A 24,924-nucleotide genomic window follows, 5' to 3' on the forward strand; every position below is an offset into this window, starting at 1 on the left:
TGAAATGAGCGGGGAGGCCGTGAGATGACGGTCGCAGTGCGGGTGATCCCGTGCCTGGACGTCGACGCCGGGCGCGTGGTCAAGGGCGTCAACTTCCAGAACCTGCGGGACGCCGGCGACCCCGTCGAGCTGGCCCGCCGGTACGACGCCGAGGGCGCCGACGAGCTGACGTTCCTGGACATCACCGCGTCCAGCGCCGACCGCTCCACGACCTACGACGTCGTCCGGCGCACCGCCGAGCAGGTGTTCATCCCGCTCACGGTCGGCGGCGGCGTCCGCACCGTCGACGACATCGACCGGCTGCTGCGCGCGGGCGCCGACAAGGTCTCCGTCAACACCGCCGCGATCGCGCGCCCCGAGTTCCTGCGGGAGGCCGCGCACCGGTTCGGGTCGCAGTGCGTCGTCCTGTCGGTGGACGCCCGCCGCGGGGACGGGACGCCGTCCGGCTTCGAGGTCACCACGCACGGCGGCCGCAAGGGCACCGGCATCGACGCGGTCGAGTGGGCGCGGCGCGGCCAGGAGCTGGGCGTCGGCGAGATCCTGCTGAACTCCATGGACGCCGACGGCACCAAGGAGGGCTTCGACCTGGAGATGCTGCGCCGCGTCCGGGGGGCGGTGACCGTGCCGGTGATCGCCAGCGGCGGCGCCGGTGCGGTGGAGCACTTCGCGCCCGCCGTGGCCGCGGGCGCGGACGCCGTCCTCGCCGCCAGCGTCTTCCACTTCGGCGAACTGAAGATCTCCGACGTCAAGTCCGCCCTCCGGGACGCGGGCGCCCCCGTCCGCTGAGACCGTTCCCGGACGCGCTTACCCCGGCCACCACCGCAACCACGCACCGACCTCGATCGTCGCGATCGCGTCCGAAGGCAGGTTTCGAGCTTGCGAGAAACCTGATCGCGCAGCGAGCCGCCAGGCGAGACGGAGCGATGCAGCGATCGCACGCGGCGCCCGACGATGGAGGGCCCCTAGGGCCCGAAGGAGGAGGGCGCCGCAGGCAAGCAGGGCAGGATGATCGCGGACGGGCGGTCGGGGTCGTGGAAGACCTCCTGGTGGGCCGTGACCATGCGGGTCGCGGTGGCGAGGGGCTCGCCGGTGCCGGGGTTCGCGGCGACCTTCGGGTGGGCGCCGCTGGTGACGTGGACGCGGACGCGGTGCCCGCGCGCGAACCGGTGCCCGGTCGGCCACAGGTCGACGCCGATGCGGCGGACGCCGTCAGTCCCGACGGGCTTCTCCGCGGCGGCGGGCAGGCGCAGGCCGCCTTCGCAGACGTTGCGGGACGTCCCGTCCGGCGCGACGTCGCAGAGCCGGACGACGAAGTCGGTGTGCTCCCGGTCGGACCGGACGAACAGGTCCGCGCCGACCGGGCCGATCACGTCCAGGTCGGCGTCGAGGGCGGGGGAGGTGAAGACGAGCACGTCGTCGCGCCGCTCCAGCGGCCGGTTGTCGACCGGCCGGGAGCTGCCGAGCACGGTCGGGCCGCCGAGCGCGGGCGTCGGGCGGGCCGGGTCGAAGCGGTAGGTGCTCGCGGGGGCGTCCTGCGGGCCGTCCTCGCCGAGGCCGCCGCCCGCGTGCAGGTGCCACGAGACCTGGCGCGTCCCGGGCGGCGGCCAGTCGCGGTAGTGCCGCCATTCGCGGGCGCCGGTGACGTAGACGCGGACGGGGTCGCGGCGCAGCCCGGACGTGTCGCCGAGCAGGTGCGCGCGGAACCAGGCGAGGGACTCGCGGACCGTCACCAGGCCGTGCCGGGGGTCGGTGTGCCACCAGGGCCCGATGGTCAGGTACGGGGTCTGCCCGGCGGCGCGCAGCGCGAGGTAGTCCTTGATCTGCCAGGGCAGGAACACGTCGTACCAGCCGCCGAGGAGGGTGACGGGCGCGGTGACGTCCCCGACCGTGCCGCTGAAGTCGCGGTCGTCCCAGTACCCGTTCTCGCCCGTGTGGCCGGCGAGGAGGTCCTGGTAGAAGCGCATCGGCCGGCCGCCGGCGAGGACGTCCAGCTCGGACAGGGGTTGGCCGGACCGCGCGGCGCGGACGGCGCGGCGCCGGGACGTCAGCGGCGCGGTGAGCATGCCGAGCGGCCTGCGCTGCCGGTGCGTGAGGTCCGTCCAGGTGAGCGCGGACTCCAGCGCGAACGATCCGCCCACGTAGGCGGCGTCCCGGAACGACGACGCGGTGATCTGCAGCGACATCGCCTTCAGCTCGGGACCGGCCGCCGCCGCGATCGCCCACGCCGAGTAGCCCAGGTAGCTGGGCCCGAAGGTGCCGAACGTGCCGTGGAACCAGGGCTGGCGCTTCAGCCATTCGACGGTCGCCAGCCCGTCGTCGCGTTCGCGGCCGAGGGGGTCGAACTCGCCGCCGGACCCGGACGTCCCGCGCGCGCTCTGCACCACGAGCTGGAACCCGAACGGGACGAACAGCAGCCCGTTGGCCAGGGCCGCCGGGCCCCGCCGCCCGTAGGGGGTCCGCACGAGGATCGTGGGCGGGCGCTCGACCCCGGACGGGACGTACCGGTCGGCGAGCAGCGTCACGCCGTCCGGCATGGTCACCAGCAGGTCGCGCTGGACGGTGTACCGGGCCAGCCCGTGGGGGAGGCCGAGGGGGAGGGGGAGCTTGATCGGCGGTGCGGGCAGCCGGTCCCAGGAAGCGGTCAGTCGGTCCCAGGGCGCCATGCCGCCTCCGTCTCCGCCGTGTTCGCTACTCCCTAGTAAGGTAACCGCTCCCGCGGCCTGCAATCGCCGGGGCGCCCGCCGGGGCGTCGCTGGCGGATTGTTGGGTTTGTCTGGAATGGTGGCGTTCTGTACAACCGGCTGCGCAGGGGGGACACATGTGGCCCGGGTCCAACCCGCCGATGGGCCCGCCGCCCACGGGGCCGGGCCAGCCGGGCGGGCCGGGGCCGTCGTGGGGTCCCGCGCCGCCGATCAGGCCGTCCGCCGGCTGGTACGCCCTGCCGATCATCCTGGTCCTGGTGGCCGCCATCGGGTTCTTCACGATGGTCGCGTTCCTCTGGGACGACTCAGAGGCCGCGAACGGGCCGTCGGCGTCCGGTGACCCTGTCGCGGGGGTGACGATCGAGCTGTCGCGCGGGTACGGATACTTCCTGTACGTCCGCACCGGCGGCGCGTCGCCGTTCGCGTGCTCGGTCAATGTGGGCGACCGGTCCGGGCCGATCCAGCTGACGCGGAAGAACTCCTGGAGCGCGTCCGAGCACCCGTCGTACCGCTACACGGCCTCGTTCGAGGCGCCCGTCTCCGGGACGGCGCTGCTCACCTGCCGCGGCACCGACGGGCCCGTCCGGGTGACGCCGGACGACACCGTCCACGGGTATCTCGGCCTCGCCCTCCTGGCCGCGCTGGGGTTCGGGGCGGTCGCGGTGATCGCGTTCACGGTCACCCTCGTCCGGCGCGGCGGCGCCAAACGCCGGGCCGCCGCCGCTGCAGCCTTCCCAGCCGGCAAGCCCCCGTACGGCTACTGACCGAACCCGGCGATCATCCGGGCGGGCCGCGCGTCAGGACGTGAGTTCGCGTTCCAGCGGCGTCCGGAACCGGGGTATCGCGCGGACGTCGCCGTACCAGGCGGACATGCGCGCCGCCTCCCGCTCGATCGCGGCGTGCGCGTCGGCGCCGACGTCCTCCAGGACGCGGACGGCGATCTCGCCGTCCTTGCGCTGGGCCCAGCCGCCGACGATCCGGCCGTCCCACCAGACGGACGGGCCGATGTTGCCGTTCCGGTCGAACAGCCGCGGGCCGTGGTCGCCGAGGAACCAGCCGCGCTCCTGCCAGCCCATCGGCGTCGGGTCGAGGGCGGGCAGCAGCGCCGCCCACGGCTCGGGCACGGGCTCCGGCTCCAGGTCGTCGGACAGGACGAGCCCGGTGCCGCCGCCGAGGTCGACCTCGGTGACGTCGAGCAGCGCGAGGGCCTTCTTGACGTCGCCGGCGTTCCAGCCCGTCCACCACTTCAGGTCGGAGACCGGGGCGGGGCCGAACGCGCGCAGCCAGCGGCGGACGAGCTCGGCGCGGGCCTCCCCGGCCGGGATCTCCTCGATGCCGCCGGGCAGCCACGCCTCGACCGGCGACCACTTGTACTGGCTGCTGATCCATGACCCGTTCGGGCGCCCGCGGACGACGAGGCCCTCGCAGCCGAGCGTGACCAGGATCCACGTGGTGATGTTCGTGGGCCTGGAGTAGGACTTGCCGGGCGCCGGGTCGATCTGCGTCCGCAGCCGGGGCTCGTCGGCGCTGAGCTGCGCGCCCGTCGCCTCGCCGCGCGCCAGCAGCGCCGCGTGCGCGGCCTTCTCGACCTCCGCGAACCAGGCGGGCACGTCGGGGATGTCGGTGCCGCGCTCGATCATGCGGGAGTAGGCGGCGCGCTGCTTGGCGGCCAGCGAGTTCGCCGTGGACGCCTGCAGCACCGGGACGAGCTCGACGGGCGCGACGAACATCGTCCGGCGCATCGCGAGCATCCGCAGCAGCGTGCGGTCGTCGTACAGGGCCCGCTCCAGCGCGGCCGGGACGGCGGCGACGCTGCGGGCCGCGACGGACAGGAACACGGTCGCCGGGTCGGTGGCGTGCAGCACCACCAGCGACCGCGCGATGTCGGGGACGTCGTCCGTCCTTGCCGCGGGGGACAGCCGGTGCCGGACACCGAGCCGGGCGCGGCGCTCCGCCACGGTCATCGAACGCATGAGCGAAGCCTAGCGCGTCCGTCCCGGCCGGCCGTCAGCCGCCCCCGCCGCCGGAGATCTTGACGACGACCTTGTCCTTGGTGACGGACTGGACCGAGACGTCGAACCCCTCGGCCTGCTCGCCCTCCCCGGCGGGCACCGTCACCGTCTGCCCGGCGATCTTGAGCGTGACCAGCTGGCCCTCGACCTTCACCAGCTCGGCCTTGATGCCGAGGATGGAGGCGCTCGCGTCGACGCCGCGGTCGAACGTCACCGTGCAGGAGTTCACGCCGCAGTCGGTCGTGGCGTTGGTGCCCTCGCCGCTGCACGCGGCCAGGGCCCCGAGGGGGAGCAGGATGAACGGCAGGACGGCCAGCTTCCGCCGAACGGGAAAGGAGGTCATGCCGGGGAGTCTAGGGGCACGCTCCCATCTGCGGCGCCCTCCCCGAGGCGGATCCGCGGGCGGCGGATGTAGTACCGCGCGGTGACGGAACTGGATCTTCCGCTGCCGCCGTGTTTCGCTGGACCGGTGACCAGTGACGAGGCCGAGGAGTCGCGGCCGATGGTGGGGCCGGTGGTGTGCGCGGCGCTGGGCCTGGAGGCCCGCGCGGTCCGGCGCGGCCTCGTCCGGACGCCCGTCGTGGTCGTCGGCTACCGCGCCCGCCATGCCGACCGGCTGCCGGACGCCTGCGCGGCGCTCGTCGTCGTCGGCTTCGGCGGCGCGCTCGACGAACGGCTGCGGCCCGGGGACGTCCTGGTGGCCGACGAGATCCGCGGCTCCGGGCCAGGCGCTGGGCCGGTGCCTTGTAGCGCGCCGCGGCTGCTCGCCGAGGAGCTCATCCGGGACGGCCTGAGCGTGCAGGTCGGGCCGCTGGTGACCACCGACCACGTCGTCCGCGGGAAGGAGCGGGCGATCTGGGCGGCGCAGGGCGCGCGGGCGGCGGACATGGAGTCCGCCGTGGTCGCGGCTCGGGCCGGGAACCGCCCGGTCGCGGCCGTCCGGGTCGTCGTCGACGGGCCCGGCCATCCGCTGCTCCATCCGGGCATGATCGGCCGCGGGCTGGCCGCGCGCCGGATCCTGGCGCGCACCGGCCCCGCGCTCGAACGCTGGGGCGTCCTCCTGGTGCGCGGCCAGGACGAGCAGGAGTCCGAGGCCCGGACCGGCGGCTAGGGATCAGGGCCGTGTCAGCCGTGGCCCGTCCCGTGGCTCGCCCCGCCGCCGCTCCCGCCGCCGCCGTGGTTGTCGCCGTGGACGATCTTGCCGCCCAGGTCCTTGCGGAGCGTCTGCAGGGTCGGCTCCTGGCTCACCACCACCCAGCGCGCCCCCACCAGGTACACGCCGCCCCACGGCTTGGCCTCGTGCAGCCAGGTGTTCATGCCCTGGTCGGTGGTGAAGCTGAGCAGGACGTAGCGTCCCTGAGCGTTCTTGCAGTTCCCCTGCTCCAGGTCCTTCACCTTCCGCTGGCCGGTCAGCGAGCAGCTGGTCTGCTGGGCGAGCTGCGTCAGGCTGGCCGGCTTCGCGACCTTGCCCTCATCGCTCTTGCCGCCGGACGTCGCGTCCGAGATCGCGGAGCAGCCGGCCGGCAGCGGCAGCGCCACCGCCGCGGCGCACAGCAATGCGGGTCTGGTCAGGCGCAGGTGGTGTCGGGAAACCATCGCTCTTCCTCCGGGGGTGAGATGCGCGATTCGGGTGGTGAATACGCATCCCGCCCCGGCGGGGTTCATCCGAGCGTTCAGGTGACCGTCCAGGTTCAGGTCACGAGGCGGGCGGCGGCGGCAGCGCGGACGCCAGGTTCCTCGGACGTGTCGTGATGCAGCCGTTGCAGGCGGATCTCCGTCTCGCGGGTGAGCGGCGCGAACTGCGCCGCCTCCAGCCGGACGCCTTCCTCGCAGTCCCACAGCCCTTCGACGGTGTAGGACTCGGCCGTGTGCGGGGCCGTTCTCGTCAGCGCGGCCAGGATTCTGGGTCTCAAGAACGCGTACGTCGATTCGGTCCAAGCGGATTTCAGCAAGGGGACGGCCTCGCCCGCGCGGAGCCGTCCGAGCCCCTCGATCGGGCTGGCGGCGGCACGCCACTCGCGCCGGTCCAGGGCCACGTTCAGCTCGTCCATCAGCAGCGGGACGTCCTGGCGGGTGCCGTAGCGGGCGAGGATGCTCAGCCCCATGTCCTCGCAGCCGCCGCGCTGCGTCGCCCACGCCCGCGCCCGCGGCAGCGTCTCCGGGCCGTATTCGCGCAGTGCCCGGCACACCGCCCCGCCGTACCGGCTCGGCCGCTGCGGCAGCAGCTCCTCCGCCAGGTCGAGCAGCGCGAGCGTCCGGCGGCGGCCCAGCTCGAAGATCGCCCCGATGGCGCCCTCGCCGCGGCGCCTGGCCACGTCCAGCAGCTCCGCCTCGCTCTGCGCGTCCCGTCCGGGGGCGGCGACCATCGCCCGGCGCGCTGCCCGCCCGGCCTCCCGCTGGCGCGCCAGGGCCTCGGCTATCCGCGGCTGCCGCGTGGCCCACGACTCGATCACCGGATTGTGGTGCGCCGGGATCAGCAGCGCCAGATCCGACTCGTCGCAGCGTGCGGCGACCAGCTCGTCCAAACCTACGGTCAGTGCGGGGTCCTCAAGATCGATCAGCTCCTCGACGGCGTCGAACCACTGCGCGCCCTCCTCGGCGTACCGCCGCAGCGACGCCGCCGCCTCCCGCCGGCTCAGCCGCACCAGGTCCGCCAGGACGCCCAGCGCCAGATCGACCCGCCACTCGTCGGCGTCGGCCTGGTCGGACGGGTCGAACAGATGCGCCGCCACCGGCCCCGACGGCATTTCGAGATCGACCATCAACCGGGCGTAGTACAGCCGCCGTGACTCGCACTGGCGGTCCCACCGTGGATCACGCCGGATGCAGTCGTAGACGTACTCGCCCGCACCGGGCCTGTCCGCCGCGCGCCGCGCGGCCCTCCCGAGCCCTCGCTGCAGCTGACCGTGCAGCGTGCCCGCCGATTCCAACACGACCTCGTTGCTCACCCCGCCAGAATGCGCACGAGACCAGATAACGGGCAAGTGCTTTAGCTGGAGTCTTCGCAGCGGAACGGCTTCTTTCCGCCTCGCGGACCCCCTTTGGGTCACAGGGTCCGTTGTGTGATCCAGGACGTGTGGAGGTCGGCGTAGACGCCGGGTTCGGCGACCAGTTCGGCGTGCGGGCCGCGCTGGACGATCCGTCCCGCGTCGAAGACGACGACCTCGTCCGCGGCCTCGGCGGTGGACAGCCGGTGCGCGATGGAGATCGCGGTGCGGCCCCGGGTGACGCCCTCCAGGGCGCGCTGGATGCGCACCTCCGTGGCCGGGTCGACGGCGGACGTGGCCTCGTCCAGGACGAGGAGGTCCGGGTCGGCGATGTAGGCGCGGGCCAGCGCGACGAGCTGCCGCTCGCCCGCCGACATCGACTCGCCGCGCTGCCCGACGGGCGTGTCCAGGCGGTCGGGGAGCCCGTCGAGCCAGTCGGCGAGGCCGAGTTCGGTCAGGGCGAGGACGAGATCGGCGTCGGACGCGTCCGGACGCCCATACCGGATGTTGTCGGCCAGGGACGCGTCGAACAGGAACCCGTCCTGCGGCACCATGACGATCCGCTCGCGGAGCGAGGAGAACCGGATCCGGTCCAGCGGCACGCCGTCCACGAGGATCCGTCCGGACACCGGGTCCATGAGGCGGGTGAGGAGCTTGGCGAACGTCGTCTTGCCCGAGCCCGTCTCGCCGACGACCGCGACGCGGCTGCGCGGCGCGATGTCGACGGTCACGTCGTGCAGGACGGGCGGCCCGCCCGGGTAGGCGAACCCGACGGACTCGAACCGCACCTCGATCGGCCCGCGCGGCAGCGTCTCGCCGTCGTCGCCGGGGTCGGCGACGTCCGGGACGGTGTCCAGCACGCCGAGCACCCGCCGCCATCCGGCGATCGCGTTCTGCGCCTGGTTGAACACCTCGGTCGCGGTCTGCATCGGGCTGACGAACAGCGTGACCAGGAACAGGAACGCGACCAGCTCGCCGGCCGACAGGTGGCCGGCGATGCCGAGCAGCGTCCCGGCGATGACCACGGCGGCGGTCGCGACGGCGGCGACCAGCTCGCTGACCGGGAAGGTCAGCGCCACCATCGCCTGCGCGCGGGTCTGCGCGTCGCGGTGGGCGTCGACGGTCTCGTTCACGCGCCGGCCCGTCCGGTCCTCGGACGCGTACGCGCGGATCACGGGGGCGCCGACGACGGACTCGCTGACCGCCGCCAGCAGGTCGCCCATCTTCTCCCGCACCCCCATGTAGGCGGCGGACAGGATCCGCTGGAAGTGCCGCAGCGCCCACGCGAGCGGCAGGAACGACAGCCACACGAGCAGCGCCAGCTGCCACGAGTAGACGACCATGAGCATGCTCGCCACGACGAGCTGCCCGATCGACACGATGAACATCAGCCCGCCCGACTGCATGAACTGGCTGATCTGGTCGACGTCGCCGGTCACCCGCGACACCAGCGCGCCGCGCTTCTCGCCGCTCTGGGTCAGCATCGACAGGTCGTGCACGTGCCGGAACGCCTTGATCCGCAGCCCCGCCAGCCCGCCCTCGGACGTCTTGTACAGCCGGACGTTCATCAGGTACGAGCACACGGCCGTCACCAGCACCGCCACCGCGCACAGCGCGACCGCCGTCCGGATGAACCCGATGTCGGGGCCGCCGCCGTCGCCGCCGAGGCCCTTGTCGATCGTCTGCTGGACGGCGATGGGCACCACCACGCGCCCGGCCGTCGACAGCAGCGCGAGCAGCAGCGTCCCGGCCAGCCCTGCGCTGAACTCCGGGCTCAGCAGGATGCCGCGCTTGAGCGTGCTCAGGGCGCCTTCCGACGTCGACGTGTTGCTGATCCCCGTTCCAGTGGCGACCGTCATGTGAGGGCCTCCTCTCCGCCTTCGACGGCCGTCTGCTCCGCTTCCACCCGTTCCTGCTCCGCTTCCACCCGTTCGGCCTCGGCTCTCTCGTAGGCGGTCACGAGGTTGCGGTAACCCTCGGAGCGCTCCAGCAGATCCGCGTGAGCGCCGCGGGCGGTGACGCGGCCGTGGTCCAGGTAGACGACCTCGTCCGCCAGCGCGATCGTCGCCTTGCGGTAGGCGACGACCACGACGGTCGCGCCGCCCGCCTCCGCGGACTGCGCTTCCCGGAGGCTCTGCAGGATGCGCGCCTCCACCTGCGGGTCGACGCTGGACGTCGCGTCGTCCAGGACGAGCAGCCGGGGCCGCCGGACCAGCGCCCGCGCCAGCGCGAGCCGCTGCCGCTGCCCGCCCGACAGCGTCGCCCCGCGCTCCCCGACCCGGGTGTCGAGCCCGCCGGGCAGCGCCGCGACGAACCCCTCGGCCTGCGCGAGGCGGAGCGCCTCCCACACCCGCTCGTCGGGGACGTCGAGGCCGAGCGTCACGTTGCCCCGGACGGTGTCGTCGAACAGGAACGTCTGCTGCGGGACGAGCGCGGCCGTCTCGGCGACGCCGCCGCGCCCGACGTCGCGGAGGTCGACGCCGTCCAGGAGGACGGTCCCGTCCGCCGGGTCGACGAGCCGGACGAGCAGCGAGGTGAGCGTCGACTTGCCGGAGCCCGTCGGGCCGACCACCGCGATCGTCCGGCCGGGGGAGGCGGCGAACGACACGTCGTGCAGGACGTGCCGTCCCGCCGCCGCGTCGCCGTTGCCGTCCGCCTTCGACTCGTAGGCGAACCGGACGTCCCGGACCTCTAGCGCCGTCGCCTTCCCGCCCCCGTTCAGGGAGCCGTCCCCGTACGGGAGGGAGCCGCGCGCGTCCAGGACGCCCCGGACCCGCTCCCAGCCGACGACGCTGCGCGGCACCTCGCCCAGCACCCAGCCCAGCGCCCGGATCGGCCACGACAGCAGCGTGAACAGGTACGCGACGTTCACCAGGTCGCCCGGCGACATCGCCCCGGACTCCAGCCGCAGCGACCCGATCAGCAGGACGGCCAGGACGCCGAGGTTCGGCAGCGCCTCCAGCACCGGGTCGAACAGCCCGCGGATCCGCCCGACCGCGACGTTCGCGTCCCGCAGCGCCTCCGCCCGCTCGGTGAACCGCTCCGTCTCGGACTCCTCGCGCCCCAGGGTCTTGACGACCAGGCCGCCCTCGAAGCTCTCGTGTGCGACCTCGCTGACCTCCGCGCGCAGCTGCTGCGCGCGGGTCGCCACCGGCGACAGCCGCCGCTGGTACACGACGTTGATCAGCGCGACGGCGGGGAAGACCAGGAACCCGACCCCGGCCACGACCATGTCGGTGACCATGATCGACACCGCCGAGATCAGCAGCATGAACACCACGCCGACCGCCATCGGCAGCGGCGCGATCGGCGCCCACACCGCCTCGACGTCCGCGTTGGCGTTCGACAGCAGCTGCCCCGTCGGGTGCCTGTGGTGCCACGCGAGCGGCAGCCGCAGGTACTGCCGGGTGACCGCGCGCCGGTACTCGGCCTGCAGCCGGTACTGCATGAGGCCCGCGTAGAACCGGCGCCCCGCGACGCCGACCGCCTTCAGCAGCGCCACCCCGATGATCAGCACGGCGGCCAGGCCCAGCGACCCGGCCGTGGTGTCCCCCGACTCGAACGCGGGCAGCACGACCTCCTCGGTCGCCCACCCGAGCACCGTCGCGGTCGCCACGGTCATCGCCGCGTACAGCGCGCTGGCGAGGACCGACAGCGTGAAGACCCGGGGCTCGGCCTTCACCGCGACCCACAGCACGCCCATCCCCTCCCGGAGGACATGCGGGCTGACGCGTCTGGACGCAGGTGGCACGGCTACTCCTCGATCACGGCTGGCGCCCGGGACAATGGCCCCCCGCGACCGGGTTGTGGGGGTTTGCGGGCCTGGATATGCCTACCATCCGGCCCGCGCGCTTATTCCCGCCGCGCCCGCCGCGCCCTGTCCGCCCCGCCCGCCCCGGCCTACGATCAGGCGATGAGCACCCAGGAGGACGACGGGCCCGTCCGGCGCGAACGCCGAGCGCTGGCCGACGCCCTCGCGGAGGCGGGACCGGACGCGGCCACCGAATGCGCCGGCTGGGACGCCCGCGATCTGGCCGCACATCTGGTCGTCCGCGAGAGGCGTCCCGACGCCGCCCCGGGAATACTTCTGCCGCCGTTGTCCTTCTACACCGAGCGCGTGCGGCGCCGCACGGCGCGGACCGTTCCGTTCGACCGTCTGGTTGAACGGATTCGGCTCGGACCGCCGAAGTTCTCGCCGTACGCGCTTCCCGGCGTGGACAAAATCGCGAACGGCGTTGAGTTCTTTGTTCACCATGAGGACATCCGCCGCGCACGTCCCGACTGGGAGCCGCGGGAGATCTCCCCGGAGTTCGAGGAACTGCTCTGGCGACGGATAAGAATTGCCCGCTTTGTCCTAAGAAAAGTTCATGTTCGGGTAACGCTGGTCCAGCCGGACGGCCGCAGCCTGCGCGTGTCCGGCCGGGGTCGCGGGGCCGTCCGCGTCCACGGCCCGGTCGGCGAACTCGTCCTGTGGGCACTGGGCCGCCGCGACGTCGCGAACGTCCGTCTCACCGGGGCGACGGACGCTGTCAAGACCCTGACCGAGACCGGTTGGAGTCTTTAACGGCCAGGTAACGGCGTGGTTCGCGGAGAGGAGAATCGCAAGCCTTGCGGCTCCTCCGCTTTACGCGGAACCGGTGATACGGTGGTCCGGTCGGTTGCAGTCGTGGTTCTCGATCGTGCAGACGCCCGCGGACTGATGGCAGCGGGCGTTTTGGCTTTTCCGGGACCGTACCGGGGGCGAGAGCGTTCCGCAGCGACCGCACGGGCCCGCGAGGTGTGGGCCCAGGTTTTGCCGCAAGGAGAAAGACATGCCCCAGCAGGGCACCGTGAAGTGGTTCAACGCCGAGAAGGGCTTCGGTTTCATCGCTGTGGACGGCGGCGGACCGGACGTGTTCGTGCACTACTCGGCCATCCAGAGCTCCGGGTACCGCACGCTGGACGAGAACCAGCGCGTCCAGTTCGAGGTGACGCAGGGTAACCGGGGTCCGCAGGCCGACCAGGTCGTCCCCCTGTAAAGCCCGTAGTCGTACGTCAGGGCCCGTCCCCCTTCGCCAGGGAGACGGGTCCTTTCGCGTGTTCATTGCGTTTCTCTCCTCCTTCGGGCCCTGGGGGCCCTCCATCGTCGAGAAACGCGGCGCGATCGCTGCATCGCTTCGGCTCGCCTTGCGGCTCGCTGCGCGATCAGGTTTCTCGCTAGCTCGAAACCTGCCTTCGGTCGCGATCGCAAGCGTTTGGGTTGTCGCGGGGTTGCTTCGGTGGCTGAGCTGGGCTGCCATAGGATCTAGGCCATGTCCGTTCCTTCGTCCGGCCTGGACCCCAAGATCGCTGACCGGCTCAAGCGCGACGCCGGCGGCCTCGTGCCCGCCATCGCCCAGCAGTACGACACCGGCGAGGTGCTCATGCTCGGCTGGATGGACGACGAGGCGCTGCATCGCACCCTCACCACAGGGCGCTGCACCTACTGGTCCCGCAGCCGCCAGGAGTACTGGGTGAAGGGCGAGAGCTCGGGCCACCAGCAGTGGGTCAAGTCGGTCGCGCTCGACTGCGACGCCGACGCGATCCTGGTGAAGGTCGACCAGGTCGGCGCCGCCTGCCACACCGGCGACCGCACCTGCTGGGACGCCGACGTCCTGGACGCCGTCGTCGGCGAACGCCCCGACCCGGCGTCGTGACCGGGCCGGGCCGATGACCCCGGGGCGCGAGCGCGGCGTGACGGCGCTGCTGTGCGCCGCCGGGGCCGGTCTCGTCCTGCTCGCCGCCGGCCGCACCTGGGCCGTCGTCGAGGCCGAGGACGCCATCACCCCGTTCAGCCAGAAACTGACCGGCGGCGACCTCGGCGGCGCGGCCGGCGCGCTCGGCTGGGCCGCGCTCGCGGGCCTCGCCGCGCTCTTCGCCACCCGCGGCCGTGTCCGCGCGGGCGTCGGCGTCCTCATCGCGCTGTTCGGCGCAGGCATCGCCTACGCCTCGACCGCCGCCGTCCAGCGCGCCAACGTGCTGTCCGCCGCCGGCGACGAGAGCGCTCTCATCAAGCTCGGCGCCGACCCCGCCTTGCAGGTCAACCTCTGGTGGATCGTCTCCGTCGCCGGCGGCGTGCTCCTCGTCGTCGCCGGGGGCGTCACGGCTGTGCGCGGAGCGCGCTGGCCCGGCATGTCCGCACGCTACGAGCGCGCGGCCCCGCGGACGCCCGCCGCCGACGACGACCCGTCCGCCCTGTGGAAGTCCCTCGACCGCGGCGAGGACCCCACCGCCCAGAAGAACGGGCGGCCGTGAACACCGAGGGCGGCGGGCTCGTCCTCGTCGTCGAGCACGACCCGGCCGTCGCCGAGCTGCAGCGCCGCTACCTCGCCCGCGAGGGCTTCGACGTCGAGATCGAGGCCGATCCCGGCCGGGCCCCCGCCGCCGCCGAACGCGGGCGCCCGGACGTCGTCGTCCTCGACCTGTCCGTCTCCGCGCTGCCCGCCGACCTGTACCGGCGCGTGGCGGAGGCCGCGCGACCCGCGCCCGTCATCGCCGTGACCGGCCCGCTGGACCCCGCCCTCGCCCGCGCCCTCGGCGAGCACCACGTCGACCGGCCCTTCAGCCCCCGCGTCCTGGTCGGCGCGGTCGCCGACGCGCTCCGCGGCGACCCCGCCGAGGCGCCAGGCCCGCTCCGCGCGGGCGCCGTCGCCCTCGACCCCGAGGGCCGCGTCGCCGTCATCGGCGACCGCCGCGTCACCCTCACCGTCACCGAGTTCGACCTCCTCGAATTCCTGATGGCCAATCCCGGCCGCGTCTTCACCCGCGAGCAGCTCCTCGACGCGGCCTGGGGCCCCGGCGCGGGCGCCGGAAGCCGCACGGTCGACGTCCACGTCGCCCAGCTCCGCGCCAAACTCGGCGAAGGCAACCCGATCAGGACCGTCCGGGGCGTCGGCTACGTCCTCGACAGGTGAGGTCTCGCGTGGAGGCTCCTAGGGTGGACGATGTGACCCGCGCGGCTTCGGACTCGGCTCGGCGGACGTTGCTGCCGCAGGGGCTTGTGCTGGGCGGGGTCGTCGCGGGGGCGCTGCTGGTGGCGTTCCGGGACCCGAACGAGGCGGGGCACTACCCGAGCTGCCCTTTCCTGGCGATGACCGGGTACTACTGCCCCGGGTGCGGGATGATGCGGCTCGTCCACGCGCTCACGCACGGGGACGTGGGGACGGCGTTCGGATTCAATCCGCTGGTCTTCGTCCTGCTGCCGGTGTTCGGATACATGTTCGTCCGGTGGACGGTGCTGGGCGCGCGGGGGATGCCGATGCGGTCCGCTCTGTTCAGGCCGGTCGTGGTGTACTCGTTCGTCGGCGCGCTCGCCGTGTACTGGGTCGTCCGCAACCTGCCGTTCGCCGCGGCGCTGGCGCCCTGAGCGGCGGCGGCCGCGGGAGGGGTCCCCGGATGCCGAGAGCGTTCCAGGGGGCGGCTACGATCGGTGCACGGAACGACCTGAAATAGGGGGGCCTGCGACCTTGAGCGTTTTGGACGAGATCGTTGAGGGCGTCCGGGCCGATCTCGCCGAAAGGCAGCGTGAGGTTCCGCTCGACGCCCTGAAGGAGCGGGCGGCGGCCGCCCCCGCCCCACGGGACGCGCTCGCCGCGCTGCGCGGCCCCGGCGTCTCGGTGATCGCCGAGGTCAAGCGCAGCAGCCCGTCCAAGGGCGCGCTCGCCGCGATCGCCGACCCCGCCGCCCTCGCCCGCGACTACGAGTCCGGCGGCGCGAAGGTGATCAGCGTGCTGACCGAGCGGCGCCGGTTCGGCGGCAGCCTGGACGACCTCGCCGCGGTCCGCGCCAACGTCGGCGTCAGCGTCCTGCGCAAGGACTTCATCGTCACGTCCTACCAGCTGTGGGAGGCGCGGGCGCACGGCGCCGACATGGCCCTGCTCATCGTCGCCGCGCTGGAGCAGGACGCGCTGGTGTCGCTGGTCGAGCGGGCCGAGTCGATCGGGCTGCTCCCGCTGGTGGAGGCGCACACCGAGGAGGAGGCCGAGCGCGCCGTCGCCGCGGGCGCCAAGGTCATCGGCGTGAACGCGCGCGACCTGAAGACGCTGCAGGTCGACCGCGGCGTGTTCGCGCGGGTCGCGCCGCTCATCCCCAAGGAGATCGTGAAGATCGCCGAGTCGGGGGTGCGGGGCCCGCACGACCTGCTCGCCTACGCCTCCAGCGGCGCCGACGCGGTGCTGGTCGGGGAGAGCCTGGTGATCGGCAAGGACCCGCGCACCGCGGTCGCCGACCTCGTCGCCGCCGGCGCCCACCCCGCCCTGCGGCAAAGCGGCTGACGGACTGGATAGGCTACGAACATGCAGGTCGAACCGCTCCGGGAGCGATGGCGGGGCTTCTGTCCGACTCGGTGACAAGCCCCTTCTCGTACGACAGGACGCGTTTCCCATGACCATCGACACCGCGCGCGGTGCCGTGCCCGACGCCACGGGCCACTTCGGATCGTTCGGCGGCCGGTTCGCCCCCGAGGCGCTGATGGCGGCGCTGGACGAGCTGACCCGCGAGTTCGAGACCGCCAGGCACGACCCCGCCTTCACCGCCGAGCTGGACGACCTGCTCGCGAACTACGCGGGCCGTCCGAGCCTGCTGACCGAGGCGAAGCGCTTCTCCGCGCACGCGGGCGCCCGCGTGCTGCTCAAGCGCGAGGACCTCAACCACACCGGCTCCCACAAGATCAACAACGTGCTCGGCCAGGCGCTGCTGACCCGCCGGATGGGCAAGACCCGCGTGATCGCCGAGACGGGCGCCGGGCAGCACGGCGTCGCGACCGCCACGGCGGCGGCGCTGCTAGGCCTGGACTGCACCGTCTACATGGGCGAGGTCGACACCGAGCGGCAGGCCCTCAACGTCGCGCGGATGCGGATGCTCGGCGCCGAGGTCGTCCCGGTGACGACCGGCAGCCGCACCCTCAAGGACGCCTGCAACGAGGCGTTCCGCGACTGGGTCGCCAGCGTCGAGAACACCCACTACTGCATCGGCTCCGTCATGGGCCCGCACCCGTTCCCGATGATGGTCCGCGACTTCCAGCGGATCATCGGGGTCGAGGCGCGGCGGCAGTGCCTGGAGCTGACCGGCTCGCTGCCGGACGCCGTCGTCGCCTGCGTGGGCGGCGGGTCCAACGCGATCGGGACGTTCCACGCCTTCGTCCCGGACGAGTCCGTCCGGCTGTTCGGCTTCGAGGCGGGCGGCGACGGCGTCGCCACCGGCAGGCACGCCGCGACGCTCGTCGGCGGGTCCCTCGGCGTCATCCACGGCATGCGCACCTACCTGCTGCAGGACGAGGACGGCCAGACCCAGGAGACCCACTCGATCTCCGCCGGCCTCGACTACCCCGGCGTCGGCCCCGAGCACGCGTGGCTGCACGACTCCGGCCGCGCCGAGTACCGGGAGATCACCGACGCGGAGGCGATGGACGCGTTCTCGCTGCTCTGCCGCACCGAGGGCATCATCCCGGCCATCGAGTCCGCGCACGCGCTCGCGGGCGCGCTCAAGGTCGGCGCCGAACTGGGGCAGGACGCCACGATCGTCGTGTGCCTGTCCGGACGCGGCGACAAGGACATGCACACGGCCGCCGGGTTCTTCGGCCTGATCTCCGAGGGGGAGGGCCAGTGAGCGTCCAGACCGCCTACGACAAGGCCAAGGCCGAGGGACGCGCCGCGCTCGTCGGCTACCTGCCCGCCGGGTTCCCCACCTACGAGGGCTCCATCGACGCCTTGAAGACGATGGTCGACGCGGGCTGCGACGTCATCGAGATCGGGCTGCCCTACACCGACCCGATGATGGACGGCCCCACCATCCAGGACGCCGTCCACCAGGCGCTCGTCGGCGGCGTCCGCGTCGCCGACGTGTTCCGGACGGTCGAGGCCGTCGCCGCCACCGGCGTCCCCACCCTCGTCATGACGTACTGGAACCCCGTCGACCACTACGGCGTCGACCGGTTCGCCCGCGACCTCGCGTCGGCCGGCGGCTCCGGCCTGATCACGCCCGACCTCACGCCGGAGGAGGGCGGCGCGTGGCTGGAGGCGTCCGACGCGCACGGCGAGGGGCCGGGCCTCGACCGGGTGTTCCTCGTCGCGCTCAGCTCCACCGACGAGCGCATCGAGAAGATCACCGGGCTGTGCCGCGGGTTCGTGTACGCGGCGTCGCTGATGGGCGTCACCGGCGCCCGCACCGCGGTCGACACCGGCGCCCCGCGCCTGGTGGAGCGGACCCGCGCCATGATCGACAAGGGCGGGACGGCCCTGCCGGTCGGCCTCGGCCTCGGCGTCGGCGACGGCGCGCAGGCCGCCGAGGTCGCCCGGTTCGCGGACGGGGTGATCGTCGGATCGGCGTTCGTCCGCCGCCTCCTGGACGCCCCCGACCTCGCCTCCGGCCTCACCGGCCTCCGCACCCTCACCGAGGAACTGGCCGAGGGCGTCCGCACACCCCGCTGACGATCATCGGCGGGGTGTTGTGCGGGTCTGACGATCATTCGGCGGGCGGGGCGGGCGCGGGGGCGGGATCTCGCGGACGGCGCCTCCGTGTTGGGCTTGTGATGCCGCCGCTCTCCCGTAAGGTGTGTTCGCCGGGTGAGACGGTCCTGGAAGGATCACGATGACGCAAGAGATGACGGCGAAGGAACGGGCCGGTACGGCCGCGCCGCCGTTGCCGCCCGCATGGTTCCTGGTCACGGCCTGGATCCTGACGATCGCCGGGCTCGGAATCTCCGTCTACCTGACGATCACGCACTACGACGAAGGGGCGCTGGTGTGCTCGGCGTCCAAGACCGTCGACTGCCACGCGGTCACGACCAGCGACTACTCCACGCTGGCCGGGATCCCGATGCCGCTGCTCGGCCTGGCCTTCTTCGTCGCGTTCGCCGCGCTGATCACCCCGTGGGCGCTGCGGTCGGCCTGGCCGCCGTTGCGCTGGGGACGGGTGGCGAGCGTGTCGGTCGGCGTGCTCTTCGTCGTTTACCTCGTCACCGTGGAATTGGCAATCTTGCACAAAATCTGCCTGTGGTGCACCGGTGTACACGTCGTGACCGTCCTGCTCTTCCTTCTCGTTCTCATCGACGAATTCCGGCGAATCGGTCAAGTCGACTAGTCTCGCCGTGACCGCGCCGCACGGTGCCGGCGCGGCCCACACGCAATAGGAGAAACCCCATGAGCAAGGCCGCACGGGAGCGGTCCGCGCGGGAGCGCCTGGCCGCCGAGCGAAAGCGGCAGGAGTCGCGTTCCAAGCAGCGGCGGCTGCTCGCGATCGTCCTCGGCTCGGTGGTCGCGGTGGCGGTCATCGTGGTCGGGACCGTCCTGATCGTCGACCAGCAGCGCAAGAACGGGCGGGCCGAGGCGCACAAGGGCGCGCTCGCCCCGCTCAGCCGCCAGGCGGACGGCTCCATCGTCATGGCCAAGGCCGGGGTGACCAAGCCGGAACTGGAGATCTTCGAGGACTTCCAGTGCCCGATCTGCAAGCAGTTCGAGGAGGCCACCGGCAAGACCGTCCAGCAGCTCGCGCTGGAGGGCAAGGTCAAGGTCGTCTACCGGCCGTTCCACCTCTTCGGCCAGCAGAAGGACCCGATCAAGATCAACTCGCTGCGCTCGGCGGCGGCGGCGCTCTGCGTCCCGGCCGACAAGTGGGTCTCCTACCAGGAGGCGCTCTACAAGTTCCAGCCCGCCGAGGGCGACGAGGGCTTCGCGCCCGACGACCTCGTCAAATGGGGCAAGGACGTCGGCGTCACCGACGCGAACTTCGAGAAGTGCGTGCGGGACGAGCAGAAGAAGCCGCAGGTCGACGCGATGACCAAGTACGCCCTGCAGACCCGCGGCGTCGACGGCACGCCGACGGTGTTCCTCAACGGCCAGAAACTCGACACGAACCAGGTCATGAACCCCGGCGGCCTGCGGGCGGTCATCGACTCGGCCCGCGCGGCCGGCAAGTGACGCCCCGCCCCTGACCATCGCGCGCCGCGCCGACCCCTCCCACCCGGCGGGGACGGCGCGGCGCGGCGTTTTCACCGTCCGGAGACGGCCCGTCCCGCTACGCTCGTGCGAGCGCACAATCACGCACAGTGGCGATCGGGGGATCGATGAGCGAGCAGGGGAGCGGGCCTTCGGCGCAGGGACGGCTCGGGGACGAACAGGCGCGGGCCGCGGCCCGGGGGCAGCGGCAGCGGCTGCTGGTGGTCGTCCTCGGCGGGGTCGTCGCGGCGGCGGTCGTGGTCGCGGTGGTGGTCGTGGCCGTCTCCCGCAACAGCGGGGGCGAGACGTTCGAGGACTCCTACAAGGGTCCGCTGGCGCCGACGACCCGCGAGCAGTACGGCGCCGTCGCGATGGCGCAGCCGGGCGTCACCGCACCCGTCCTGGACCTGTACGAGGACTTCCAGTGCCCCGCGTGCAAGCTGCTGGAGCAGCGGCTCGGCGGGACGATCAAGCAGCTCGCCGCCGAGGGCAAGGTGAAGGTCGTCTACCGCCCGTTCCAGCTCTTCCAGCAGGACCCGCTGATGTCGAACTCGCGGCGTGCCGCGAACGCCGCCGCCTGCGTCCCGGCCGAACGGTGGGTCCGGTACCACGACAGGCTGTTCGCCGAGCAGCCGGTGGAGGGCGACAGGGGCTTCAGCAACGCGGACCTGATCGACTGGGGCGCCGAGCAGGGCGTCGCCGACCCCGCGTTCGCCGCCTGCGTCAACGGCTCCCAGAAGATCGACCTGGTGGAGAAGGCGAGCGCGCAGGCCGGGCGGGCCGGCGTCGACGCCACCCCGTACCTGGCGCTGAACGGACGGAAGATCGGCGCCGGCGCCCTCGGCTCCCCGGACGACCTGAAGAAGGCCGTCGCCGCGGCGGCCGGAGCCCCGGCCCCCGCGCCCGGCGCCACCCGCTCGGACGGGACGGAGATCGGCGCCGACCCGGCGCCGTAGCGGAGGGCGGCCGGGAGCCGTAGGCGGGGGCGACCGCGCGGTGTGGCGGGGGCGACCCGGCGGCGTGGCGGAGACCGCGCGATCCGCGCCCCGGAGGCGGTAACGTCTGCGGGCATGGAGCCGCTGGCCTACATTCCGAGTCCCTCGCAGGGCGTCTGGCACCTCGGGCCCGTCCCGATCCGCGCCTACGCCGTCATGATCATTCTTGGCATCGTCGTCGCCGTCTGGCTGGGCGAACGGCGCTGGGCAGCCAAGGGCGGCACGCCCGGCGTGGTCGTCGACATGGCCGTGTGGGCGGTGCCGTTCGGCCTGGTCGGCGGGCGGCTCTACCACGTCCTCACCGACTACCAGCGCTACTTCGGCGCGGACGGCGACCCGCTCCGCGCGCTGGAGATCTGGAAGGGCGGCCTCGGCATCTGGGGCGCGGTCGCGCTGGGCGCGGTCGGCGCGATCATCGGCTGCCGGCGGCGCGGGATCTCCGCGCTCGCGCTCGCCGACGCGGTCGCGCCGGGCATCGTCCTCGCGCAGGCCATCGGCCGGTGGGGCAACTACTGGAACCAGGAGCTGTACGGACGGCCGCTCGACGCCTTCTGGGCCATCGAGATCGACGAGAACCACCGTCCGGTGCTGGACGGCGGGCCCGCGCTCGACCCCGAGTACGCCGACATCGCCACCTACCACCCGACGTTCCTGTACGAGTTCCTGTGGTGCGTCGGCGTCGCGGCCCTGATCATCTGGGCCGACCGCCGCTACAACCTCACGCACGGGCGCGCGTTCGCGCTCTACGTCGCCGCCTACACCCTGGGCCGCGCCTGGATCGAGGCGCTGCGCATCGACGAGGCCCACGAGGTCCTCGGGCTGCGGCTGAACGACTGGACGTCGATCATCCTGTTCGCCGGCGCGGTCGCCTACATGTACCGGGCGCGCAACCTCACCGGGCCGGAGAACATGGGCCGTCCCGCCGAGGAGACCGCGTCCGGCGCGACGGTCACGGACGCCGGGACCGAGGCGGAGCCCGGCGAGGACCCCGAGCCGAAGGACGAGGCGGACGCCGGCGAGGACGCGCCCACGGTGGTCGAGTCCGAGGGCGAAGAGGCCACCGAGATACTGGAGCAGCCCGAACCGGCCGCCGAGGACGCCGAATCCGCCGAATCCGCCGAGAAGACGAAGACCGACGCCGAGCCGGAAGACGATGCCGCCGAGCCCGCCGCCGAGACCGTCGTCGAGGACGCGAAGGACGACGGTGTCGCCGACCCCGAGCGGGTAGAGGAAGAGGAATCCGAAGGGGAGCCCGTCAAAGACGGGAAGCAGTAGTCGGCTCAGGCGACCGGTGCGGGGGAGATGACCAGCGGGAAGCCCGGCGTGCGCCCGGAGCGCCACCACCAGCACCGCGACGTCACCGGCGGCTGGCTGCGGCCCGCGGTGTTCGGCGCGATGGACGGCCTGGTCTCCAACTTCGCGCTGATCGCGGGCATCGCGGGCGGCCAGGCGAGCCAGCGGGTCGTCCTGCTCGCGGGCCTCGCCGGGCTGGCGGCGGGCGCGTTCTCGATGGCGGCGGGGGAGTACATCTCGGTCGCGTCCCAGTCGGAGCTGGCCGAGGCGGAGATCGAGGTGGAGCGGCGCGAGCTCGCCCGGCATCCGGGGGCCGAGGAGCGGGAACTGGCCGGGGTCTTCGAGGCGCGCGGCGTCGACCCGGACACCGCGGCGGAGGTCGCGCGGCAGCTGTCCCGCGACCCGGACGACGCCCTTGAGGTGCACACCAAGGAGGAGCTCGGGGTGACGCCCGGCGAACTGCCGTCCCCGGTGCTGGCGGCGGGCTCGTCGTTCCTGTCGTTCGCGGTCGGGGCGATGCTGCCGGTGCTGCCGTACCTGCTGGGCGCGTCCACGCTGTGGCCTGCGGCGGGCGTCGCCGCGCTCGGCCTGTTCGCCGCGGGCGCGCTGGTGTCGCGGGTGACGGCCCGCGCCTGGTGGTTCGGCGGGACGCGGCAGCTGGCGTTCGGCGCCGCCGCCGCGGCGATCACCTACGGGGTCGGCGCGCTGATCGGCACGGGCTGAGGAATCTGGATGAAACGCCCTTTTGGCCACGCGGAGGGCGCCGGGGCCGCTAAGCTCCCGGACGTGATCGAGGCTCGTGACACAGGCTCCCGCGAGACCCCGGGCAGGGGCGGCGGGCAGGACTTCTGGCCGGACGACGACAAGCCCGGCCGCCGGCTCCCCAGTCCGAAGCTGCTGTACGGCGCGGCCGCCGCGCTGGTCGCCGTGGTCGTCGCGGTAGTCGCCGTGCTGATGCTGACCGGCGGCGGGACGGAGGAGAAGGCCGCCCCCCGTGAGGTCCTCCCGACCGCGTACACGCCGGACTACAACGGCGAGGGCTTCCGCCAGATCGCCGAGCGGTCCGCCGACGGACGCGCGATCACCGAGGGCGAGGCGTTCTCCGCGAAGAGCCTGAAGTCCACGGGCTACTCGTTCTCGCTCGCCGCGTCCGACCTGAGCTCCGACTGCAAGGCCGCGACCTGGGGCGCCCGCCTGCAGGGCGACCTCGCCAAGTTCGGCTGCACCCAGATCGCCCGCTCCGCGTACGTGAGCGCCGACAAGAAGCACGTCGGCCACTTCGTCGTGATCAACCTGTCCGGGGTGGAGGGCGTCAAGCAGATCCTGCGCGACCTGGACCCGCGGACGAAGGCGGGCTGGCCGACCCTGCTGAAGGCGCCCGGCGTGCCCGCGACCGGCGCCGGGTTCAGCGCCGCCTACGCCAAGACCTACGGCCACTACGCGGTGCTGACGCTGGTGGAGCGGGCCGGCGGGGCGCAGCCCGCCTCGCTCAACGAGATGATCGATGTGAGCCTGGTCGTCGAGAACGCCGCCGACTTCCTGTACGGGCGGCTCGACCTGGCCGCCACCGGGAAGCCCGGGCAGTGATCCGGCCGCGTGCGGGCGTGTCGCCGGCCGGCGAGCAGTAGTCTGCGCGGTCGTGGAGCCCGATGAACCGTGGAACCTGATGAGCACCGCCGCGGCGGCCCCCGGCGGGCGCCGGTGAACCGCCAGGGCCGAGGGCAGCCCGCACCGCGCAGGTCGGCTCCGGGCCGCACCGGAGCGCCCCGCCCGCGCACCCCGGCTCGCCGTCCGCAGCGTCCGGACCGTTCTGCCCCGCCTCCGCCGCGCATGCCTTACGAGGACGACGGGCCCGGCTACCGGAACGCGTCCGGCCCGGTCCCGCCCTCGCGCCCCGGCGAGCCCCGCGCGATGCCGGACCACCGCGGCGGCGGGCCTGACGCCCGCGACGGCAGGGTCGATCCGCGTGCCGGGAAGGCGAAGCGGCGCGGCCGGAAGCAGAAGGGCCGCGACCGGACGCCGAAGCAGCGCGGCGGCGGGCCGGATCGGCGCGACGGCGGGGCCGACCAGCGCGTCGGCATGGCCGAGCTGCCGATCGGGCCGTCCCGGGACGCGCGCGGGCCGCGCAAGACGGGCCGGAAGCGCCAGGCACGTCCGGCCGGGTACGGGCCGAAGCTGTACTTCGGCGCGGCCGCCGTCCTCGGCCTGGTCGTGCTGCTCGCGATCGGCGCGGTGGTGGGCCTGAGCGGCGAGGACGGCGCCCCCGCGGGCGGCGACGTGGGCAACGTGCGTATCGGGAAGCCGGCGCGGAACGGCCTGTCGCCAGTCTCGTACTCGAACTCGCCGTCGACGTCCGCGTACGCGGGCATCGCCGCACGTGGCTCGGACGCCAAACCGCTGACGATCGGGGAGTCGTTCCCGTCGTCGGCCGCGACGCTGACCGTCCCGGACGGCGACGTCGAGGTGAAGCTGCGCGCCAAGCGCCTGGACGCCGACTGCGCCGCCGCCGTGTGGGGCGCGACGGTCGGCGAGGTGCTGGGCAAGGGCGGCTGCACGCAGGCGGTCCGCGGGATCTACTCAGATACCAAGAAGGGGTACGGGCTGGCCGTCGCCGTGTTCAACCTGGCCGGTTCGGCGGACGCGGACCGGTTCGTCGCGACGCTGGAGAAGACGCTCGGCGCGGGGTTCGTCCGGCCGCTGGAGGCGCCCGCGCCGCTGGACCGGTTCGGGCACGGCTTCGGGATGGCGCGCGGCCTGGCGATGGGCCACTTCGCCGTGGTCACGTGGGCGCAGCGGCTGGACGGCAAGGGCGACGAGAAGGACGAGACGCTGCTGTCCCTGCTGATCGAGGGCGGCAAGGCCCCGGCGGTGCTCGGCCGCGCCGCCCGCACGTAAACCTTGTGCGCCGGTGACGATGCTCACCGAGGTCAGCGCCTTTCGCGCCGAGGGCGTACCGGTAAACTGGTCTAAACCACTGTGAGATG

General features: G+C 73.2%; 26 protein-coding genes. 19 read left to right on the forward strand and 7 right to left on the reverse strand.

Annotation, left to right across the window (positions count from 1 at the left end; all coding sequences use genetic code 11):
• The first annotated feature begins 24 nt into the window (after positions 1 to 24).
• Positions 25 to 786, forward strand: a complete 762-nt coding sequence (hisF, locus tag ACH35V_RS27520) for an imidazole glycerol phosphate synthase subunit HisF (protein ID WP_395976423.1) — start codon at positions 25 to 27, stop codon at positions 784 to 786.
• Positions 787 to 962: 176 nt separating this feature from the next.
• On the opposite strand, the gene ACH35V_RS27525 is transcribed toward hisF, so the two are convergent.
• Positions 963 to 2,663 (reverse strand): CocE/NonD family hydrolase, encoded by a 1,701-nt coding sequence (locus ACH35V_RS27525; RefSeq protein ID WP_395976425.1) that lies wholly within the window; start codon positions 2,661 to 2,663, stop codon positions 963 to 965.
• 155 nt (positions 2,664 to 2,818) lie between these two features.
• Here ACH35V_RS27525 and ACH35V_RS27530 point away from each other — a divergent pair, with 155 nt between their 5' ends.
• Positions 2,819 to 3,466, forward strand: a complete 648-nt coding sequence (locus ACH35V_RS27530) for a hypothetical protein (protein WP_395976427.1) — start codon at positions 2,819 to 2,821, stop codon at positions 3,464 to 3,466.
• 33 nt (positions 3,467 to 3,499) lie between these two features.
• Here ACH35V_RS27530 and ACH35V_RS27535 read toward each other — a convergent pair whose 3' ends face one another.
• Together ACH35V_RS27535 and ACH35V_RS27540 are read right to left on the reverse strand one after the other, a co-directional pair.
• Positions 3,500 to 4,675: a winged helix DNA-binding domain-containing protein gene (locus tag ACH35V_RS27535; protein ID WP_395976429.1), complete on the reverse strand. Its 1,176-nt coding sequence runs from the start codon at positions 4,673 to 4,675 to the stop codon at positions 3,500 to 3,502.
• A 34-nt stretch (positions 4,676 to 4,709) separates the two neighbouring features.
• A complete protein-coding gene (locus ACH35V_RS27540) occupies positions 4,710 to 5,057 on the reverse strand; it encodes a hypothetical protein (RefSeq protein WP_131963330.1) in 348 nt (115 codons plus the stop codon).
• 126 nt (positions 5,058 to 5,183) lie between these two features.
• Here ACH35V_RS27540 and ACH35V_RS27545 point away from each other — a divergent pair, with 126 nt between their 5' ends.
• Positions 5,184 to 5,825 carry a hypothetical protein gene (locus ACH35V_RS27545; protein ID WP_395976431.1) on the forward strand — a complete coding sequence of 214 codons (642 nt, stop codon included), beginning with the start codon at positions 5,184 to 5,186 and terminating at the stop codon, positions 5,823 to 5,825.
• 14 nt (positions 5,826 to 5,839) lie between these two features.
• Here ACH35V_RS27545 and ACH35V_RS27550 read toward each other — a convergent pair whose 3' ends face one another.
• The 4 genes from ACH35V_RS27550 to ACH35V_RS27565 form a co-directional block, all read right to left on the reverse strand.
• Positions 5,840 to 6,310 (reverse strand): hypothetical protein, encoded by a 471-nt coding sequence (locus ACH35V_RS27550; protein ID WP_395976433.1) that lies wholly within the window; start codon positions 6,308 to 6,310, stop codon positions 5,840 to 5,842.
• Positions 6,311 to 6,405: 95 nt separating this feature from the next.
• Positions 6,406 to 7,662 carry a hypothetical protein gene (locus ACH35V_RS27555; protein ID WP_395976435.1) on the reverse strand — a complete coding sequence of 419 codons (1,257 nt, stop codon included), beginning with the start codon at positions 7,660 to 7,662 and terminating at the stop codon, positions 6,406 to 6,408.
• 98 nt (positions 7,663 to 7,760) lie between these two features.
• The gene (locus tag ACH35V_RS27560; protein WP_395976437.1) at positions 7,761 to 9,560 is read right to left on the reverse strand and encodes an ABC transporter ATP-binding protein; all 1,800 of its coding nucleotides are present in this window, start codon (positions 9,558 to 9,560) and stop codon (positions 7,761 to 7,763) included.
• Positions 9,557 to 11,404 (reverse strand): ABC transporter ATP-binding protein, encoded by a 1,848-nt coding sequence (locus tag ACH35V_RS27565; protein ID WP_395977047.1) that lies wholly within the window; start codon positions 11,402 to 11,404, stop codon positions 9,557 to 9,559. Before ACH35V_RS27565 ends, ACH35V_RS27560 begins: the two co-directional genes overlap by 4 nt.
• Positions 11,405 to 11,614: 210 nt before the next feature.
• Here ACH35V_RS27565 and ACH35V_RS27570 point away from each other — a divergent pair, with 210 nt between their 5' ends.
• The 16 genes from ACH35V_RS27570 (at position 11,615) to ACH35V_RS27645 (ending at position 24,835) form a co-directional block, all read left to right on the forward strand.
• Positions 11,615 to 12,265 (forward strand): TIGR03085 family metal-binding protein, encoded by a 651-nt coding sequence (locus ACH35V_RS27570; RefSeq protein ID WP_395976439.1) that lies wholly within the window; start codon positions 11,615 to 11,617, stop codon positions 12,263 to 12,265.
• 247 nt (positions 12,266 to 12,512) lie between these two features.
• Positions 12,513 to 12,719, forward strand: a complete 207-nt coding sequence (locus tag ACH35V_RS27575) for a cold-shock protein (protein ID WP_018657218.1) — start codon at positions 12,513 to 12,515, stop codon at positions 12,717 to 12,719.
• Positions 12,720 to 12,992: 273 nt separating this feature from the next.
• Positions 12,993 to 13,376 carry a phosphoribosyl-AMP cyclohydrolase gene (gene hisI, locus ACH35V_RS27580; protein ID WP_395976441.1) on the forward strand — a complete coding sequence of 128 codons (384 nt, stop codon included), beginning with the start codon at positions 12,993 to 12,995 and terminating at the stop codon, positions 13,374 to 13,376.
• A gap of 13 nt (positions 13,377 to 13,389) precedes the next feature.
• Entirely contained in the window at positions 13,390 to 13,974 is a 585-nt protein-coding gene (locus tag ACH35V_RS27585) for a Trp biosynthesis-associated membrane protein (protein ID WP_395976443.1), read from the forward strand.
• Entirely contained in the window at positions 13,971 to 14,633 is a 663-nt protein-coding gene (locus ACH35V_RS27590; RefSeq protein ID WP_395976445.1) for a response regulator transcription factor, read from the forward strand. Before ACH35V_RS27585 ends, ACH35V_RS27590 begins: the two co-directional genes overlap by 4 nt.
• Positions 14,634 to 14,665: 32 nt before the next feature.
• Positions 14,666 to 15,085: a DUF2752 domain-containing protein gene (locus tag ACH35V_RS27595; protein ID WP_395976447.1), complete on the forward strand. Its 420-nt coding sequence runs from the start codon at positions 14,666 to 14,668 to the stop codon at positions 15,083 to 15,085.
• A 100-nt stretch (positions 15,086 to 15,185) separates the two neighbouring features.
• Complete coding sequence (gene trpC / locus ACH35V_RS27600) at positions 15,186 to 15,992, forward strand: indole-3-glycerol phosphate synthase TrpC (RefSeq protein ID WP_395976449.1); 807 nt, start codon at positions 15,186 to 15,188, stop codon at positions 15,990 to 15,992.
• Between the two features lie 109 nt (positions 15,993 to 16,101).
• Positions 16,102 to 17,325 carry a tryptophan synthase subunit beta gene (trpB, locus tag ACH35V_RS27605; RefSeq protein WP_395976451.1) on the forward strand — a complete coding sequence of 408 codons (1,224 nt, stop codon included), beginning with the start codon at positions 16,102 to 16,104 and terminating at the stop codon, positions 17,323 to 17,325.
• On the forward strand, positions 17,322 to 18,146 hold the full coding sequence (gene trpA, locus ACH35V_RS27610; protein WP_395976453.1) for a tryptophan synthase subunit alpha: 825 nt from the start codon (positions 17,322 to 17,324) through the stop codon (positions 18,144 to 18,146). The genes trpB and trpA overlap by 4 nt, the downstream gene beginning before the upstream one ends.
• A 160-nt stretch (positions 18,147 to 18,306) precedes the next feature.
• Entirely contained in the window at positions 18,307 to 18,798 is a 492-nt protein-coding gene (locus ACH35V_RS27615) for a vitamin K epoxide reductase family protein (protein ID WP_395976455.1), read from the forward strand.
• 59 nt (positions 18,799 to 18,857) lie between these two features.
• Positions 18,858 to 19,634 (forward strand): DsbA family protein, encoded by a 777-nt coding sequence (locus ACH35V_RS27620; protein ID WP_395976457.1) that lies wholly within the window; start codon positions 18,858 to 18,860, stop codon positions 19,632 to 19,634.
• Positions 19,635 to 19,762: 128 nt separating this feature from the next.
• A complete protein-coding gene (locus ACH35V_RS27625; RefSeq protein ID WP_395976459.1) occupies positions 19,763 to 20,608 on the forward strand; it encodes a DsbA family protein in 846 nt (281 codons plus the stop codon).
• A 114-nt stretch (positions 20,609 to 20,722) separates the two neighbouring features.
• Positions 20,723 to 21,922, forward strand: a complete 1,200-nt coding sequence (gene lgt, locus ACH35V_RS27630) for a prolipoprotein diacylglyceryl transferase (RefSeq protein WP_395976461.1) — start codon at positions 20,723 to 20,725, stop codon at positions 21,920 to 21,922.
• 27 nt (positions 21,923 to 21,949) lie between these two features.
• On the forward strand, positions 21,950 to 22,663 hold the full coding sequence (locus tag ACH35V_RS27635; protein WP_395976463.1) for a VIT1/CCC1 transporter family protein: 714 nt from the start codon (positions 21,950 to 21,952) through the stop codon (positions 22,661 to 22,663).
• A 63-nt stretch (positions 22,664 to 22,726) separates the two neighbouring features.
• Positions 22,727 to 23,527 (forward strand): hypothetical protein, encoded by an 801-nt coding sequence (locus ACH35V_RS27640; protein WP_395976465.1) that lies wholly within the window; start codon positions 22,727 to 22,729, stop codon positions 23,525 to 23,527.
• Between the two features lie 243 nt (positions 23,528 to 23,770).
• The gene (locus tag ACH35V_RS27645; protein ID WP_395976467.1) at positions 23,771 to 24,835 is read left to right on the forward strand and encodes a hypothetical protein; all 1,065 of its coding nucleotides are present in this window, start codon (positions 23,771 to 23,773) and stop codon (positions 24,833 to 24,835) included.
• Positions 24,836 to 24,924: the final 89 nt, after the last annotated feature.

This window comes from Actinomadura sp. 1N219, assembly GCF_044326405.1.
GTDB lineage: Bacteria > Actinomycetota > Actinomycetes > Streptosporangiales > Streptosporangiaceae > Spirillospora.

Excerpts from the sequence above, each read along its gene's own strand:
- ACH35V_RS27565 (WP_395977047.1), bottom strand. The coding sequence starts at position 11,404 with ATGGGCGTGCTGTGGGTCGCGGTGAAGGCCGAGCCCCGGGTCTTCACG.
- ACH35V_RS27615 (WP_395976455.1), top strand. The coding sequence starts at position 18,307 with ATGACGCAAGAGATGACGGCGAAGGAACGGGCCGGTACGGCCGCGCCG.
- ACH35V_RS27635 (WP_395976463.1), top strand. The coding sequence starts at position 21,950 with ATGACCAGCGGGAAGCCCGGCGTGCGCCCGGAGCGCCACCACCAGCAC.
- ACH35V_RS27535 (WP_395976429.1), bottom strand. The coding sequence starts at position 4,675 with ATGCGTTCGATGACCGTGGCGGAGCGCCGCGCCCGGCTCGGTGTCCGG.
- ACH35V_RS27645 (WP_395976467.1), top strand. The coding sequence starts at position 23,771 with ATGCCTTACGAGGACGACGGGCCCGGCTACCGGAACGCGTCCGGCCCG.
- ACH35V_RS27540 (WP_131963330.1), bottom strand. The coding sequence starts at position 5,057 with ATGACCTCCTTTCCCGTTCGGCGGAAGCTGGCCGTCCTGCCGTTCATC.
- ACH35V_RS27585 (WP_395976443.1), top strand. The coding sequence starts at position 13,390 with ATGACCCCGGGGCGCGAGCGCGGCGTGACGGCGCTGCTGTGCGCCGCC.
- hisI (WP_395976441.1), top strand. The coding sequence starts at position 12,993 with ATGTCCGTTCCTTCGTCCGGCCTGGACCCCAAGATCGCTGACCGGCTC.
- ACH35V_RS27560 (WP_395976437.1), bottom strand. The coding sequence starts at position 9,560 with ATGACGGTCGCCACTGGAACGGGGATCAGCAACACGTCGACGTCGGAA.
- ACH35V_RS27525 (WP_395976425.1), bottom strand. The coding sequence starts at position 2,663 with ATGGCGCCCTGGGACCGACTGACCGCTTCCTGGGACCGGCTGCCCGCA.
- ACH35V_RS27620 (WP_395976457.1), top strand. The coding sequence starts at position 18,858 with ATGAGCAAGGCCGCACGGGAGCGGTCCGCGCGGGAGCGCCTGGCCGCC.
- ACH35V_RS27530 (WP_395976427.1), top strand. The coding sequence starts at position 2,819 with ATGTGGCCCGGGTCCAACCCGCCGATGGGCCCGCCGCCCACGGGGCCG.
- ACH35V_RS27575 (WP_018657218.1), top strand. The coding sequence starts at position 12,513 with ATGCCCCAGCAGGGCACCGTGAAGTGGTTCAACGCCGAGAAGGGCTTC.
- ACH35V_RS27550 (WP_395976433.1), bottom strand. The coding sequence starts at position 6,310 with ATGGTTTCCCGACACCACCTGCGCCTGACCAGACCCGCATTGCTGTGC.
- lgt (WP_395976461.1), top strand. The coding sequence starts at position 20,723 with ATGGAGCCGCTGGCCTACATTCCGAGTCCCTCGCAGGGCGTCTGGCAC.
- trpB (WP_395976451.1), top strand. The coding sequence starts at position 16,102 with ATGACCATCGACACCGCGCGCGGTGCCGTGCCCGACGCCACGGGCCAC.
- ACH35V_RS27570 (WP_395976439.1), top strand. The coding sequence starts at position 11,615 with ATGAGCACCCAGGAGGACGACGGGCCCGTCCGGCGCGAACGCCGAGCG.
- hisF (WP_395976423.1), top strand. The coding sequence starts at position 25 with ATGACGGTCGCAGTGCGGGTGATCCCGTGCCTGGACGTCGACGCCGGG.